Here is a 15,635-nt window from a genome sequence, read left to right on the forward strand (position 1 = left end):
GAAATCTCTCCTATATTTCAATATCCGTTCCAAGAATATCTTTCTTGTTTTTGAATCCCGCAAGAATGGTGCCAACAAGGATTAGCCCCGTCACAACAATAAGCACAGCTGAAATCGGCCTTGTAAAGAAGATACTGGCGCTTCCATTGGATATCGCAAGGGACTGCAGGAGCGATGACTCAATCTGGCTTCCAAGTACAAGCGTCAGCACCGTTGCAGCTATTGGCAGTTCGAGTTTTTTCATAAAATATCCGATAACCCCGAATACCAGCATAAGGCCAATGTCAAAGACGCTGTTTTTTACTGTATAGGCTCCTACCATCGTAAACATCATAATGAGAGGAAGCAGAATTTTATACGGAACCTGAGCAACTTTGCCCCAAAGGTTTGCAAGCGGCAGATTCATAATTAGCAATATAATGTTGCCGATAAACATACTAGCAATGACTGCCCAGGCAAAGTCGGCATTTTCCCTGAACAGCTTAGGCCCTGGCTGAAGGCCGTGCATGATAAAGGCCCCGAGAATGACGGCAACAGTTGGTGAACTTGGAAGGCCAAGGGTGAACAGCGGGATGAGAGAGCTGCCGCTTGTTGCATTGTTGGCAGTTTCGGGCCCTGCAACTCCTTCGAGAGCTCCCTTGCCGAATGAGTCTGGGTTTTTCGAAACTTTCTTTTCCAGAGAATACGAAGCAAGGGATGAGAGGACGGCGTTTGCTCCTGGCACAAGCCCGATTAAAAATCCGAGACCTGTACCTCTCCCTATTGCCTTCATAGTAGGATTCCATTCGTCACGGCGCGGGAACAGACCTTTTACTGCTGCGGGTTTATCCGCTTTATGCTGCTGACCCGAGTTATAAAGAATTTCAGATATCCCAAAAAGGCCCATGGCTACAATAACAAAATCAATACCGCCGAAAAACTCCGGCTGTCCAAACGTGAAACGTGTGCTTCCTGAAATTGGATCAATCCCGACAAACGAGAGCAGAAGCCCGAAAATAGCAGCTATTAACCCTTTGACAAGCGACTTCCCCATCAGCCCGACAAGCATCATCAGGCCAAGTATCATCAGGGCGAAAAACTCCGGAGGCCCAAATCTTAATGCAAATTCAGCCAGAGGAGGACCCAAAAAGGCAAGTCCAAGAAGGGCGGTAATGCCGCCTATAAATGACCCGATGGCCGCGACTCCAAGCGCAACACCCGCCCTCCCCTGTTTGGCAAGCTGATGTCCGTCAATCGTGGTGATGACACTTGCAGCCTCACCTGGTATGTTGATCAGAACGGATGTAATTGTTCCCCCGTACATTGCTCCGTAATAGATACCGGAAAGCATGATGATAGCGGAAGTTGGTTCCATCCCGTATGTAAGTGGAATGAGAATTGCAGTACCTGCAACTGGACCAAGGCCCGGCATGACTCCTACAAACATCCCCACGGTTACCCCAAGGATACAATACAACAGGTTCTGCCAGGTCATTGCCTGGGCAAAACCATTCAGCAATAAGTCAAATGTTTCCATGCTACACTCCCTTTACCACCCAAGTGAATTGACCGGCAATGGGATCGCCAGTGCTTTTGCAAAGATGACAAAAATAAACAGCGAGATTCCAACCGACAATGAAATCGTCCAATACCACTTGAACGTTCGGTACATAAGCAGGATAAGGCAAAGCGCCCCGGCGATGACAAACCCTGTTCTTTCCAAAAGAAGGATGAACAGTGCCATTGACAGGAGAATCATCCAAAAATCCAGTCTTTCTTTACCTTTGGGTATAAGCTCACTGAGATGCATTTCTTCTTTTAAACTAATGACCAAGTAAAGGACCGAAAGCACGAGGAGCAGAATGCTCAGCCAAAAAGGGAAAAATCCAGGCCCGAACCCGAGTGGTCCCTCATAATCGACCTTGGTGCTTTGGTATAAAAAAACCGATGAAAAAATTATCGTAATGACAGCTGCCCAACAGCCCGCCTTCTGCATAGTGTCACCCCTCTGTAAATGATGGTGGAGGGCCGGACGGGTGACCGCCAGCCCTTTCTTTAGTTCTAATTCAACCCAATTGCTTCAAGGACTTTTCCATTTTCTTTGTAGTCATTATTAATGATTTCCTGGAATTCTTCCGGGCTTTTATAGACTGGTTCCGCACCAATCTTTTTTAGCTGTTCGATTGCAGTTTGATCTTCGAGTGCTTTCTTGAATGCATCGTGAAGTACTTTCACTAGATCATCGGGAACCTCTGAAGGGGCAACGAGCCCTGTCCAGACATCTGCCTGAACATCAATGTCTTTTTCAGTCAATAGCGGAACATCGTTCAGTTCTTCAGGCTTGAATGTACCAGAAATCCAAATTGGGCGAAGAGTTCCTTCCTCGACATGCGGGATTGCTTCCGGTGTCTGTACGAGGGCTCCCTCGATATTGCCTCCAAGGAGTGCGGTAAGAGCAGGCGCCCCACCCTTAAACGGAACATGTTTGACCTTTATGTCAGTCTTGCTCGTCAGGTTTTCCATTGTAATGTGCTGGGTTAACCCCGCGCCGCTTGTTCCGTATGTGAACTTGTTTGGATTCTTCTTTACGTACTCCATCCAGTCCTCGAATGTCTTAATCGGTGAATCCGATTTGACCACCAGCACATTTGGAGTTGCAACAACCTGAATAATCGGCTTGAAGTCGGCTGGTTTGTACGCTACTTCCTTGGAGTGAGTTTTGATTGTGAGCGGTCCTGACGTGGCCATTCCAATTGTATAGCCGTCTCCTTTTGCCTGGGCCACATCGTTCATTCCGATTGTTCCTGCTCCCCCATCTTTGTTGACGATGGCGACAGTTTGTCCGTTAGGAAGGTATTTGTTAGCAACCGTGGCAAGTGCCCTTGCTGCACTGTCAGTTGTTCCGCCTGGAGCGAACGGAACAATCATCTGAATCGCTCTATTTGGATAATTGGATTTTTTCCCTTGGCCGCCTGTTTCCCCGCTGGCATTATCGGAGCTGCAGCCGGCTAATCCAAATGCCAGGAGGGCTGCTGCGAATGGAAGAAATAGCTTTCTCTTTTTCATAAACATATCCCCTTTATTAAAATGTACTTTCTGCGGCAATCTTGTTTTTTACAGTGACAGGATTTGAAAGAATTCCAATCCCTTTTATTTCTGTTTCGACAACATCCCCATCATATAGAGGAGAGACACCGGACGAAGTTCCAGTGATAATAACATCTCCCGGTTCCAGCCTCATGACATGGGAAACGAATGAGACAATTTCTGCTGTTGAAAAAATCATGTCACTCGTATTGGAATCCTGCCTTGTTTCCCCATTCACCCTTAAGGAAATAGGGCAGTTGTCAGGATCTACATCCGTTGCAATGACTGGGCCTAATGGTTTATAGGTTGAAAAGCTTTTTGCTCTAGTAAACTGGCCATCTCTCTTTTGCAGTACACGATCCGAGACATCATTGCAAACAGTGTAACCGAATACATATTGAAGCGCTTCTTCTTTACTTACGTACTCAGCCGTTTTGCCAATTACAATTGCTATTTCTGCTTCATGTTCTGTCCTGTTTTCAGGATTGGCCAGCTTAATTTCATCATCAGGGCCAACGACTGCAGTAGGTGAAACGAGGAACATCATCGGCTCTGCCGGAAGCGGTTTGTTCACCTCTTCAGCATGCTTTTTGTAATTCAGGCCAATCGCCACAAGTTTTCCGGGCTGCAAAGGAGCAAGAAGTTTGACCTGTGATACAGGAAGCCTTTCCGAAGTCACTTTGTAGTTTTCAAATATGTTTCCGTTAACCTTAACGATGTCTTCCCCTTCCAGCAGCCCATAAGAAATGGAATCGCTTTCTAAAAACCGTACAAATTTCATGTGATTTCCCCCATCCTTCTAAAAACTTCAACAAAAAAACTCAAAGACAAACAAACCCTACTCCTGGTTTGCATGCCGCTGAGTTATACCTACTTATTGAGAATCTACTTTTGGTAGTCCCCCAATAGATATTCAGCTGAACATATTACTAAATTCCTAATAATCTGAATTTTATCACGCAATAAAAGACATTGTCAACGTGCAAATAGTATTAATACTCAAAGATTGTTGATTTTAGGAGTATTATGTCGGATTATTAGATTCATTTTTTACAAGGGATAAGAGGATTCCATAAAGCAGCGCTGTCCGTTCAGCGATGCTAATCTTTCGAAGGAACTCATCCGGAGAATGGGCAAAGCCTCCGAAAACTCCCAGTCCATCAAGTACCGGAACCCCTGTGCTTGCAGCAAAATTCCCGTCAGACCCGCCTCCGGTCGAAGCTTCCGTCAGGTTGATGCCCAACTGTTCTCCCAGTTTTTTTGCCAAGTAAAAGAGTTTTTCAGTTTCCTCCCCCCTTTCCATCGGAGGACGGTAAATACCTCCTGTAACTTTTAACTGAGTTCTCGGATTTACAGGTGAAAGATTCCTTAATGCTTCTTCTATCCTTACAGCCTCTTCCCTATTTCCCACCCTGACATCGATTTCAGCAGCTCCATATTCAGGGACGACATTGAATAGTGTGCCTCCCTTTATTTCACCGGTATTGATGGTCGTTCCCTGAACAGGGTCTGCAAGTCCGGAAATATACACTATCTGCCGGCACAGTTCCTCGATCGCATTTGCCCCGTCCCCAGGGTTAACACCTGCATGAGCGGATATGCCCTTTACTGCAACCGTGAACCTGCCGCCGCCCTTTCTTGCCGTTTTTAATGAGCCGTCTTCTGTTGGCGGCTCCAGAACCAGGACTGCCAGGCTTTTTTTCGCCTCTTCAATCACATACTGCTTCCCGTTTGGACTTCCAATTTCCTCGTCAGAAGTCAGGAGCCAGACAATTTTTACACCGGGCGGAAAGTCCCCCTTCTCCTTAAGCAACGTGAACACGTGGTACATCATCACATAGGAGGCTTTCATGTCATAAACACCAGGGCCGTATACTTTTGTTTCATCCACCTGAAAAGGCATTTTGACGAGAGTTCCGCGAGGATATACGGTGTCCAGGTGGGACAAGACGGTTATTTGCTGATTCCCTTCTCCCCAACTCACCTTTAAATGGTTTCCGTATTTTTCTTCTTGAATGACTTCCATCTGGACCGGAAAAACGCCGAACGTCTTTTGTATTTCCGAACTGAGTCTGTCTACTCCTTCTTTATCATAGGAAAAGCTCTCAATCTCAACAAAGCATTTCAAAAGGCTGATGGAGCTTGCTTCTTTCGATTGAATTTCCTGCCTGACTTCCTCCAGGTTCATACCGGCACCTTCCACTCATGCTCTGCCTTTTCTCCGTTCAGGACATTCAGGATGTTCCTGGCAGTAATCATCCCAACCTCCTCAAGGGCATCAACTGTATAACCGGCCATGTGCGGAGTTCCAATAAAATTTGGAAGGGAAAGAAGCGGCGAACTTCCCACTGGCTCGTTCTCAAATACATCAAGAGCTGCTCCTGAAATCTCTCCTTCTTTTAAAGCATCGTAAAGAGCCTTTTCGTCTATGATTCCACCTCTTGCAGTATTAACAAGGCAGGCGGTTTTTTTCATTTTTTTAAAAGCTTCTTCGTTAAACATATTTCTGGATTGTTCATTAAGGTCAGTATGTATGGTTATGAAATCCGATTCCTTTAGCAACGTATCCCAGTCTACATATTTCACACCAGACTGGATCAGTTCTGGATCCTGGTATGGGTCGAGGGCCAGGATTTTCATATCAAAGCCTCGTGCCCGCCTGATCGCTTCCTTCCCAATTCTTCCTGTACCGATAACCCCAAATGTCTTCCCGTATAATTCTACTCCGACCACCCTTGGCCAGGAACCTTCCTTCACTTTTGAATAAGATTCCGGAATTTCCCTTGCGAGGGAAAGAAGAAGACCGAAAGCGAGGTCAGCGACTGCATGGCGGTTGGCCCCTGGTGCAAAGGCGATTGTAATCCCGTTATCTTTAGCGGCCATCAGATCGATATTATCCACTCCGGCCCCATGCTTGGCAATGACCTTTAGCCCTTTTGCCCGCTCCAGTACTTTTTTCGTAATTTTCTCAATACCGACTATTAACGCGTCTGCATCAATCAGCGCTTCAGCTAATTTTTCTTCATTATTTGCGATTGACCCGTCAAGAATGGTAACGGTGCATCCTTCGCGTTCCAGCATTTCAACTGGTTTTTTTGAATATTTCCCGAATGTCGGGGATGATGAAACAACTTTATACATTCGTAATCCTCCTTTATATACCGACAAGCTTTAAGTAAATCGGAATGATCAGCAGCATGAACATGACAAATAGCAGGTTCCAGCGGACAGATACTTTTAACAAATCTTCTTTTAAAAGGGCAGAAAGAAGGTTGTTAACAGTTGTTGCTGGGCTTATCGTGTTTGAGATTCCCCAGCCGGACAGAAGCAGGATTGCAAAAAACTCATAGGAGTATCCAAGTTTCAAAGGATCGATGCTCGTTGCCAAAATCGTTACAAGGACTATCGGATGAAGACCCATGATCGACATTGAGACGATTGATATAGTAATGATATAAGCGATCATCAGGTCCATGTGCGCGGAGACAGCGTTTAACCCATCAATAATATGAACGCTCCAACCTGTTTTGACGAAAGCACCGCTAAAAAAGCCTGAGATTAAAAACAGGACAATTTCCTTTTTCATTCTTGGAATCCCTACAAATATATGAGTCTTGAATTCCTGCCTGTAGCTTTCCCTTTCCCCTTTTAACAGGCACCACGATATCGGTAAAAAAGCTGAAATCAAGCAGATAATGAGTGTCATATTCAAAGAGGTCATTTTTTCAACGATTAGAACTCCGGACACCATCAAGAACAAAAGGAAAAAAAGTTCTCCCACTTTCTTCTTTGCCTTTCTCATTTCTGCATCTTCATGAATGCGCTCCCTTGGTGGAACCAGCTTAATTTTATATGGCTGCTCGCATACGTAGCTTAACAATATTGCAATAAAGCTCAGTCCAAGGGAATAGATGAGGATATCCCCCCACTTGATTGGAAAACTGCTTAGGATAAGGGCCATTGCTGAAAAATAGGGTGACCAGAATATAGCGCTGACAAATCCCCTGTTGATGCCTGCTGCTACAAGCCTATTATTATTGATATTCGATGCTTTTGAAATTTCATAGACAATCGAAATCGATCCTATGTTTAAGACAACACCCAAGAAATGGGTTAATAAACTGCTGCCGGCAAAAAAGTAGTTCGGATTGTTCATTCCTTTTGATACGACCATCTTCAAGCTTTCGATATATCCTCCTGTTCGGACCGGTATGCCAAGTAGGGGAGTGAAAAGGAAGATGGCCACAAGGGTAAGGTTAATCCTCGCCGCATTCAGCCACTCCTCTATTGATGCCTGGTTCATGGTCATAAAAATTATCCCAATGATTAACAGTGTAAAGCTTATTATCATGAGAGACCCTTGTGTCCGTGGAAGTACCAAAAAAATCACCCCGATAATAACAAGGGAAACAACTACTTTTACGGTTCCAACAGGAAATACCTCAAGAAGGACATAACCAAAAGCAAGAAAACTAATCAACAGTCCCTGTCGTGCTTCAACTCCTGAGAATTTCTTCTCGATGGATGTATTCACTTTATACTCCTTTCTACTGCAAATAAAAAAACTCAGTCCACAGGCGTGGAACTGAGTTTTTGCTTCATGACGAGACTTTATAAGAGTCTCCCCCGAAAAAACCCAAATAGATTTCTCTCATTGTAATAAAGTATTGAGAATATTTCAATTAATTAGCAAAATTATTTTTTGGCTCTTTTATTTTTCGATATGAATCTCGAACAAAATAGGCTAGTGAATTCACACTAGCCCGTTTGGCACCTCAAATCGGAACGGTAACTTTTTTATTGTTTTAAATATTGGTCCAGAAATTCAAGTACAGCCCCATATCCTTTTATCCGGTTTTCCTTTTTCATGAAGCCATGCCCCTCATCCGGAAAGACGATGTACTCTACCGGAATATTGTTCGTTTTGAGGGCTTGAACAATTTCGTCGGATTCCACTTGAAGCACACGCGGATCATTGGCTCCCTGCAGGACAATGAGGGGTTTGTTAATCTTGTCGGCATGGAATAATGGAGATATGCTTCGGATGTAGTCTGTTTGGGTGTATGGGTTTCCGAGTTTTTTATAAAGTGCATCGCGGAAGCTTTCCCACCAGGCTGGAATGCTTTTCAGTGTGCGTTCCCAGTTGGATACTCCAAAAATGTCAACACCTGCCTTAAACTCGTCTGGCCTGAATGCCAATGCGGCCAGGACCATATATCCGCCATAACTTCCTCCGATGATGCCGATTTTTTCGTCATCGATTTCAGGTTGGTTTTTCAAAAAGCCTTTCGCCTGGATGCAATCCTCCAGATCAATTTCCCCATGCTTCAGGTCGGCTGCGCTAAAGAAAGTTTTCCCATATCCCGAGCTGCCGCGGTTGTTCACTGCCAGGACAGCATATCCATGATTGGCAAGATACTGGAACAACGGGTTATAATCGGTTCGCGATTGCCCGCCCGGACCGCCGTGAACATATACAAGAGCAGGAGCTTTCTCACCGGCTTTTACACTTGGTTTGTAATAGATTGCTGGAATCTTAAGCCCGTCAAAGGATGGATATCGGATCACCTTTGCGTCCGTTAAATCAGCTTGGTTGATTTCGGGATTCAGGGTCTCTGTGAGCTTTTTCAGTTCAGCTGTTTCAGGAGTATAAGTATATAAATTGGTTGGTGAAGTCGGGCTGCTAAACAAGAAAGAGATCACTTCCTCATCAGCTGAAAACTTTAAATCAATGATTTGCCCGCCGTGCAGCTCTGGCAGATTCAGATACTGTCCGGAATTTACATTCAACACCTTAACCACTGTTCTTGCATCAGCATTCACACTATAAACCAGATAGTTGCCCTGTTTCGAGATATGGGAGGTAACGATATCCCATTTCTCCCTGATAAATTCCTCTGTAGTTTCAGATTCAATATGATATTTTTTCAAATAAAGGAACTCATCATTTTCATCCGTTAAGTAATAAAGGCTCTCGGAGTTCCCGCTAAACCTTTGAGGAATGTTCTGAACGTCTCCATCATGCGGAGTGACATGGGTGAAGTTCTCTGTTTCACGATCAAAAATGTACACATTTGAATCATTCGCATTGGTTACTTTCCCAAGTGAAATAAAGCGTTTGTTAGGAGAAACAGACCCGAATTCATACCCTTCACCGTTTGTAAAAATACACGTTGATTCAAAGTTGGCAATATCCATTTCATATACATCCATAAACCCAGGGTTCCGTTTATTGGAACCGTAGAAAAAGCTCTTTCCATCTTTACTCCAATGATAAAATTGTGCCCGCTCCTGCTCTCCTGGAGTCAGGTCCACCGTTTCCCCATTTTCATCTTGCACATAGATATGTAAGAGTTCATTCCCGCCTTTATCACTTAAGAATAAGAAGCGGTCATCTTCCGAAAAAAAGGACGCAACTTGCACTGCATCTTCTTCGGAATGCGTAAGCTGAGTCCGTGTTCCGTCTTCAGTCGAAACATAATACGCATTATAGATGCCGGTTTTATCCCCTGAAAACAATATCTTCTTTCCATCAAAAGAAATAAAATTGCCCGCTATCGATTCCGAACCATAAAACTGTTCGAGCGTATACCGTCTTGTTTCAGTTGCCTTGCTCTCTTTTGTCATAGCCACATTCCTCCCTTTTTATAGAATAATTCTATAATTCAGCTGAAAACCCTTTAAGGCCAGTCAAGAATTTAACACCTAATTAGATTCCATTGTTCATAAACATACTTTATGAACCTTTCTAATTAGGAGGAAGTTATGGACACTTCAAAACCTAACGTAAAACCATATTTACTTACACGAAGTTTGTTCCCCGAAAATCAGGAAACACCAATTCAATTTATCGATACTGACTTTGTGCCGAATAAATTATTTTATAGGAGGAACCACTTTTCTTATCCAGCTCTTACTTACTCAAATTATTGGCTTCCAATTAACGGGAGTGTAACAAAGCCAACAGTCCTATCCATGCAGGACATTCTTCAAATGCCTTCAAAAACATTACACGTTGTACTTGAATGTTCAGGCGACAAACGAAGGTTTTTCAAACCTAAAGTATTTGGAGAACAATTTGAAAAAGGAGCGATAAGTCAGGGTATTTGGAAGGGCGTACCATTACGCTTCCTGCTTGAACGTTCTGGAATAAGAGAAGGAGCGAGAGAAGTTGTTTTTGAAGGTTATGATTTTGGAGAAAGAACTGATTTAGACGATGTTTTCCCCTATGCTAGAAGTTTGCCTTTAGAGAAGGCGCTCCACCCTGACACCATCATTGCATATGAATACAACAACAAACCGATTCCATTCAAGCATGGTTATCCTTTGAGACTGATTGTTCCACAATGGTATGGAATGGCATCCGTGAAATGGATCAAACAAATCCGGGTGATCGATTCTAATTTTACTGGTCCCTTTCAGGTAATCGATTATATGTATTACCCTAACAGAGAAAATAATAAAGATGCCTTTCCTGTTAGGGAAATCAATGTGAACTCGACTATTCAAAAGCCTTTGGATATGCAAATCTTAAATACTGGGAAACATTTGATTAAAGGGATTGCCTGGACAGGTAACGGCTTTATTTCTAAGGTGGAAATAAGTGTAGACGGCGGGAGCAACTGGCTGACTGTAACATTAGAGCCCGCTAGAAATGAAGGGTATGGCTGGCAATCCTGGTCTTATGAATGGAATGCAGCGAACAAAGGTGAATATGTGATTCAGTCAAAAGCCACAGATTCATATGGCCGGACCCAGCCAGCTAACCCTTTTTGGAACAGGAAGGGTTATGGGTATAATGCCGTTGATAAAATTAAGGTTAAGGTAGAATAGCCTTCTCTTCCAGAAACAATTGGCTATGTCGATGGGCATAAATGAAATGTTTGAGCTTACATTACCTATTATTCATGATGAAAGTAACGTTTTGATTCCCATTTGCATGCTATGAATCTAATACAGCTTAGACGTTTACAGTAGATACATGAGGTATCAGGCCTCATGTATCTACCTTGTTACGTATTGTATGGGGAACAACGTAATTCAATGGTTCAATTTATTTGTTTGCTCTTCTTTAAATTCAGCCGATAAATAAGATAATCCCTACTACAGCAAAAAATAAAGAAAGTAAATAAGCCCAGTCTTTTGTTACCACTCTAGTGGTTTGATAATAAGTTCTATCCCTTCCACCCGTAAATCCCCGTACTTCCATCGCAATAGCAATTCGTTCCGATTTTCGTATTCCTTGCGTAAACAGTGGTAATGAGTACCTTATGAAAGCTTTCCAACTATTCTTTTGCTTGTAGCCTCTCACCTTATGGGCGATTTTCATTTGGTTAAGTTCAGTTTGGAATAACGGGATGAAACGAAACCCTGCTAATAGACCGTACGCCCACTTTGGCGAAAGTTTGCATTGATGAATGAAACTCATAATTAGTAAGGTTAAGTCTGTTGTTGAGGTAAATAATAAACCATATGTAACAAACCCTAGCATCCTTAATGCAATCGTTAAGCCATGATTCATACTCTCCACAGTAATATGAAACCAGGCCCATCTCCAAATGGTTTCTTCCCCTTCTCCAAAAGCTGCCATCATCCAAAATACAAAGATAAAAAATCCTAAGTACGGAAGCAGCCTTGTTAAAATGAATGTCATTTTCCATCCTCCAAAAACAACTCCAATCAATATCCCGAGTACCCAAATCCAAAAAGTTACTAGTGGATTTGTTGTGGTCATTAACAGAAACATAACTAACAAATGAGAGAGTAATTTAATAGTTGGATTTAGGTAAGCGAGGAAGGAATCGTTTGATTTCATACAAGTACACGCTCCCCTCTTGCATGAGCTAGCTGGTAATGAAGTGGCGGAATGATCTCCGTCTCACTTAAAATAGTTTGATTAGAAAATAACCCGTATGGTGTCCCTTGATAGGCAACTCTTCCTTTATTTAAGAGAATGACTTGATCGGAATAAGTATCAACCAAATCCATATCGTGAGTAACCATCACAATGGTGGTTCCCTTTTCCTGTCTCTCCTTTAATCGCTTAATAAGTTCACTTGCTGTTTTTTCATCTTGACCGTAGGTTGGTTCATCAAGCAATAATAAAGGTTGATCAAACAATAACATGGTTGCAACACTTAACCGCCGTTTTTGTCCTACACTTAGAGTAAAAGGGTGAGAATTGTAAAGCGACTCCAATTTAAACTCCCTTAATAGTTGAACAGTTTTGGCATGAATCTGCTCTTCTTGCCAATTTCGTTGTCGGCCGCCAAAAGCAATTTCGTCAAATACTGTATCTGTTATAAATTGAAGCTCGGGATTTTGAAAAACAAAACCTGCTTTTTCATACAATTCTTTATCCGGCCATTTTTTAAGTTCCTTATTTTGAAAATGAATACTGCCATTTTTTATTGGCGCTAAACGGATCAAACTTTTTAAGAAAGTGCTTTTTCCACTTCCATTCGCTCCAACGATCGAAATCCACTCACCTTTATGGATGCTTACATTCATTCCCTTCACTATTCTCTTCTTGCCATAACCGATTTCTACATGGTCTGTTCCAAGTAAAGTATCCTTATTCACCCTTGCTTGAGAGTCTGTTTTAAGCTTGTTTGTCAGTTTGATAGATAGAGGGTGTGAGGCATTTTCGACAACATCCATCCACTTATAAGGGAATAGTTTAGGGCGCCAAATTCCTGCTTCTTCCATCTCATGATTATAATTGCGAAGAATCTCTTCTGGCTTCCCATCCGCGATAATGCTTCCGCTCTCATTAATCAAAATGACCCGATCCATCCAATCAATGCATCCATCTAGCACATGTTCGACAATTACCATCGTTTTATTTGTAGTTTGTGACATCTGTTTCAATAAATCAAATATCTCCATCCTGCCTGCTGGGTCTAATTGGGCTGTTGGTTCATCAAAAAACAATACTTCAGGTTCTAATCCTAGCAAACAGGCTAATGCCAGCCTTTGTTTCATTCCCCCTGACAGTGTTTCAATGGAAGTTTTTCTATCAACCTTTAATCCTACTTTATTCATTAAATCTAAAATGGCTGGTTCCATTTCACTTCGAGGAATCGATTGATTTTCGAGACTAAACGCAATTTCTTCATCAACACGAAGCATACAAAATTGAGAGTCAGGGTCTTGAAGCATGACACCGGCACGACTTCTTAGAAATACTTCACCGCTTACTTCTGCTTCAACATGCTCAGGAATGATACCTGCAAGAGCAGAAATCAATGTTGATTTCCCGCTCCCGCTCGGACCAAGTATTAATACCTTCTCTCCCTTATTTATCGACAAACTAATATTATTAAGGATACTAGTAGAACGATTATAGAAACGAATGGAAAGATTCCTACAGCCCAGAAACATGAATCTCACCTTTTTTTCGTTTTTCTTTTATCAATTCATATTGGTCTAAAACACCAGTCATAGCTAGTGCATCCGCTACTACCTTAGCCAGCCATCCACCAAGAATGATTCCGCTAATTATATGAATTGCTAACGTGGTAAAAAATACTTCTGTCGTGTAAAATCCAAAACCATTAGCCAATACGTTATACACCATGCCCATTATTGCAGCCAGAGCACCCGATAGCATCAACGTACTGAGGCCGTAGTGCTTGTATCTAACTATCGCGAAAGCCATCTCAGCCCCAATCCCTTGAAACACTCCTACTAACAACGCAGAAAGACCGAAATGGCTTCCCGTTAAGAGTTCCACAGCCGCCGCCGTAACCTCCGCAATAAAAGCAGCACCTGGTTTTCGAATGATATATGCAACTATTGGACTGGCAATCACCCATATCCCAAACATAAAGCCTGCACCAACTGGCCCCACGATAGCCGAAACCGGAATCCATAGAGTTGACCATCCCAAATAAATAACTCCACAAGTAACAGAGAGAATGACTGTAAGGACTACCTCCTTCATTTTCCAATTCATCTGTTTACCGCCTCCATTTTCACTGGCCATTCCTCAAGTTTATAGGCCATATCCCAAAACATATATTCAAGCTGGCAGCTGATTAAGAAGTGTTCTTTCATTTTTGCTTTTTCTTTCTCTGTTGATTCCTTTGCCCATTGATCTATCCGTGCGCAAAATTTTGGAGTAATCGAATCCGTCCGATTCCCATAAAAATGAATCCAGTCATAATAGGGGTGTGAGGAATCCGGTTCAACCTCATTTAACAACCTTTTCCCAATTTCCCAATATGTCCATGGACATGGCAATAAAACAGCCAAAATTTCACCTAATGTTCCTTCATGAGCAACTGTAAGCATATGACGTATGTAATGAAGTGCAGACGGTGATAAAGGAAATCCTTGCAGTTCCTCATATCGAACACCTGCTACCTGGCAAAAGTTTTGATGTGGATGGATTTCGCTGTTTAATATGAAGGATATTTGCCTATTGAACATCTCCATATCTTCACGATCCTCGCATTTCATAATCGCTGCCGCATAGACTCTGATAAAGGAATTCAAATACTCAAAGTCTTGTTTGACATAATGGATAAGCTGTTCCTTTCCTAATTCACCACTGGCAATTCCTCGTACAAAAGGATGTTCAAAGATAGCCTCGAAAATCGGATTTGCCTCTTTTCTCAATTCAGCCGAAAAACTCATGTTATTTCCCCCTTTAGTTTTAATAGGAAGACTTAAAATGGGGTCATTATGGAGCAGAAATGAAAAAAAACCGCTCCAAAAATGGAGCGGCCGAATATATATGACACTATATCCTTGCACGAACTCCACTTTCCTACGCTAGTATGAACTAGATCAGGTTCAAAGGGTCCAGATCAACTCTGTCTCAGCCAGTAATGGCTCCCCTAGTGGTCTTCCTATTAATATGATAATCTTTACATTACACACGCTTTTTAATAAAGTCAATCAAATTGAAAATTTAACTTAGATGAATTGCTAAAGCCCGTATCTAGCATACCAGCTAATACGAGCCTTTTTACACTGGGTTTTCTTAATCGAGATGATCTGTTGCTGCTAACTGCCATTGCGCAACCCAACCTGGATATTTATCCATCCGCAAATCCATATAATAAAGGCCAAGCCCCGCATTCTCTGCCGCCATAGCACAGTTTTGCGCTCCACATCATAAGCTCTTGATGGATCTAGCGCACGCCATTTTTTACATCCTGTTAAAATCGGCACAAAATAGAGCTGATTTAATACAAAATTTATCAATAATTGCACCAAGCAAGAATTTACCACCTTTTTGGCCTATCGTTACACAAGTTACACCTGCGCTGCCATTGTGGCTGTAAATCCTACTGATTATACAAAGTTCGGTACGTGGAAACTAACGGTTGAAGCCAGACCGAAAAGCCCTGTGAATAACATAACTAAATAGAATGCGGGATTTCATCGCAGCACCTTTCAAGACGCTCGCCTAACACGCTCTTCCCACAACGACCAATTCTGCTTAATTCTTCTAATAAACTAAGGAACGATTCTGTAATCCTAATTTTAATATTGCGATGAAACTTGCGAAAACCCACTTTCCTTTCCCCCTTACAACCCTCTGCGCATCCCCATACTAC

At 42.5% G+C, this 15,635-nt stretch carries 13 protein-coding genes and 1 riboswitch; of the genes, 1 reads left to right on the top strand and 12 read right to left on the bottom strand.

Annotation, left to right across the window (positions count from 1 at the left end; all coding sequences use genetic code 11):
* Positions 1 to 10: 10 nt before the first annotated feature.
* The 8 genes from AM500_RS18695 to AM500_RS18730 all read right to left on the bottom strand — a co-directional run bounded on the left by AM500_RS18695 (position 11) and on the right by AM500_RS18730 (position 9,693).
* Positions 11 to 1,516, bottom strand: coding sequence for a tripartite tricarboxylate transporter permease (locus AM500_RS18695; protein ID WP_053600575.1), 1,506 nt, complete (start codon positions 1,514 to 1,516; stop codon positions 11 to 13).
* A 12-nt stretch (positions 1,517 to 1,528) separates the two neighbouring features.
* Complete coding sequence (locus tag AM500_RS18700; protein ID WP_053600576.1) at positions 1,529 to 1,975, bottom strand: tripartite tricarboxylate transporter TctB family protein; 447 nt, start codon at positions 1,973 to 1,975, stop codon at positions 1,529 to 1,531.
* Positions 1,976 to 2,040: 65 nt separating this feature from the next.
* On the bottom strand, positions 2,041 to 3,045 hold the full coding sequence (locus AM500_RS18705) for a Bug family tripartite tricarboxylate transporter substrate binding protein (RefSeq protein WP_053600577.1): 1,005 nt from the start codon (positions 3,043 to 3,045) through the stop codon (positions 2,041 to 2,043).
* 16 nt (positions 3,046 to 3,061) lie between these two features.
* Positions 3,062 to 3,847 carry a fumarylacetoacetate hydrolase family protein gene (locus AM500_RS18710; protein WP_053600578.1) on the bottom strand — a complete coding sequence of 262 codons (786 nt, stop codon included), beginning with the start codon at positions 3,845 to 3,847 and terminating at the stop codon, positions 3,062 to 3,064.
* A gap of 243 nt (positions 3,848 to 4,090) precedes the next feature.
* Positions 4,091 to 5,254, bottom strand: coding sequence for a M20 family metallopeptidase (locus AM500_RS18715; RefSeq protein WP_053600579.1), 1,164 nt, complete (start codon positions 5,252 to 5,254; stop codon positions 4,091 to 4,093).
* Positions 5,251 to 6,207, bottom strand: a complete 957-nt coding sequence (locus AM500_RS18720; protein ID WP_053600580.1) for a phosphoglycerate dehydrogenase — start codon at positions 6,205 to 6,207, stop codon at positions 5,251 to 5,253. The genes AM500_RS18715 and AM500_RS18720 overlap by 4 nt, the downstream gene beginning before the upstream one ends.
* 13 nt (positions 6,208 to 6,220) lie before the next feature.
* The gene (locus AM500_RS18725) at positions 6,221 to 7,600 is read right to left on the bottom strand and encodes a hypothetical protein (RefSeq protein ID WP_053600581.1); all 1,380 of its coding nucleotides are present in this window, start codon (positions 7,598 to 7,600) and stop codon (positions 6,221 to 6,223) included.
* 263 nt (positions 7,601 to 7,863) lie between these two features.
* On the bottom strand, positions 7,864 to 9,693 hold the full coding sequence (locus AM500_RS18730) for an alpha/beta hydrolase family protein (RefSeq protein ID WP_053600582.1): 1,830 nt from the start codon (positions 9,691 to 9,693) through the stop codon (positions 7,864 to 7,866).
* Positions 9,694 to 9,831: 138 nt separating this feature from the next.
* Between AM500_RS18730 and AM500_RS18735 the strand changes: the two genes are divergently transcribed.
* Positions 9,832 to 10,899: a sulfite oxidase gene (locus AM500_RS18735; RefSeq protein ID WP_053600583.1), complete on the top strand. Its 1,068-nt coding sequence runs from the start codon at positions 9,832 to 9,834 to the stop codon at positions 10,897 to 10,899.
* Positions 10,900 to 11,143: 244 nt separating this feature from the next.
* Here AM500_RS18735 and AM500_RS18740 read toward each other — a convergent pair whose 3' ends face one another.
* From AM500_RS18740 to tenA, 4 genes are read right to left on the bottom strand one after another with little or no spacing between them, the layout of a single operon-like run.
* Positions 11,144 to 11,881, bottom strand: coding sequence for an energy-coupling factor transporter transmembrane component T family protein (locus AM500_RS18740; protein ID WP_053600584.1), 738 nt, complete (start codon positions 11,879 to 11,881; stop codon positions 11,144 to 11,146).
* Positions 11,878 to 13,449, bottom strand: a complete 1,572-nt coding sequence (locus tag AM500_RS18745; protein WP_053600585.1) for an ABC transporter ATP-binding protein — start codon at positions 13,447 to 13,449, stop codon at positions 11,878 to 11,880. The genes AM500_RS18740 and AM500_RS18745 overlap by 4 nt, the downstream gene beginning before the upstream one ends.
* Positions 13,433 to 14,023, bottom strand: a complete 591-nt coding sequence (locus tag AM500_RS18750; RefSeq protein WP_053600586.1) for an ECF transporter S component — start codon at positions 14,021 to 14,023, stop codon at positions 13,433 to 13,435. The genes AM500_RS18745 and AM500_RS18750 overlap by 17 nt, the downstream gene beginning before the upstream one ends.
* Positions 14,020 to 14,706 carry a thiaminase II gene (tenA, locus tag AM500_RS18755; RefSeq protein ID WP_053600587.1) on the bottom strand — a complete coding sequence of 229 codons (687 nt, stop codon included), beginning with the start codon at positions 14,704 to 14,706 and terminating at the stop codon, positions 14,020 to 14,022. The genes AM500_RS18750 and tenA overlap by 4 nt, the downstream gene beginning before the upstream one ends.
* Positions 14,707 to 14,819: 113 nt before the next feature.
* A riboswitch (TPP riboswitch) is annotated at positions 14,820 to 14,921 on the bottom strand.
* Positions 14,922 to 15,635: the final 714 nt, after the last annotated feature.

This window comes from Bacillus sp. FJAT-18017 (assembly GCF_001278805.1).
Lineage (GTDB): Bacteria > Bacillota > Bacilli > Bacillales > Cytobacillaceae > Bacillus_D.

What these genes read in the sequence shown, in the direction of transcription:
- AM500_RS18750 (WP_053600586.1), bottom strand. Translation starts at nt 14,023, where the DNA reads ATGAATTGGAAAATGAAGGAGGTAGTCCTTACAGTCATTCTCTCTGTT.
- AM500_RS18715 (WP_053600579.1), bottom strand. Translation starts at nt 5,254, where the DNA reads ATGAACCTGGAGGAAGTCAGGCAGGAAATTCAATCGAAAGAAGCAAGC.
- AM500_RS18700 (WP_053600576.1), bottom strand. Translation starts at nt 1,975, where the DNA reads ATGCAGAAGGCGGGCTGTTGGGCAGCTGTCATTACGATAATTTTTTCA.
- AM500_RS18720 (WP_053600580.1), bottom strand. Translation starts at nt 6,207, where the DNA reads ATGTATAAAGTTGTTTCATCATCCCCGACATTCGGGAAATATTCAAAA.
- tenA (WP_053600587.1), bottom strand. Translation starts at nt 14,706, where the DNA reads ATGAGTTTTTCGGCTGAATTGAGAAAAGAGGCAAATCCGATTTTCGAG.
- AM500_RS18695 (WP_053600575.1), bottom strand. Translation starts at nt 1,516, where the DNA reads ATGGAAACATTTGACTTATTGCTGAATGGTTTTGCCCAGGCAATGACC.
- AM500_RS18745 (WP_053600585.1), bottom strand. Translation starts at nt 13,449, where the DNA reads ATGTTTCTGGGCTGTAGGAATCTTTCCATTCGTTTCTATAATCGTTCT.
- AM500_RS18740 (WP_053600584.1), bottom strand. Translation starts at nt 11,881, where the DNA reads ATGAAATCAAACGATTCCTTCCTCGCTTACCTAAATCCAACTATTAAA.
- AM500_RS18730 (WP_053600582.1), bottom strand. Translation starts at nt 9,693, where the DNA reads ATGACAAAAGAGAGCAAGGCAACTGAAACAAGACGGTATACGCTCGAA.
- AM500_RS18735 (WP_053600583.1), top strand. Translation starts at nt 9,832, where the DNA reads ATGGACACTTCAAAACCTAACGTAAAACCATATTTACTTACACGAAGT.
- AM500_RS18710 (WP_053600578.1), bottom strand. Translation starts at nt 3,847, where the DNA reads ATGAAATTTGTACGGTTTTTAGAAAGCGATTCCATTTCTTATGGGCTG.
- AM500_RS18705 (WP_053600577.1), bottom strand. Translation starts at nt 3,045, where the DNA reads ATGAAAAAGAGAAAGCTATTTCTTCCATTCGCAGCAGCCCTCCTGGCA.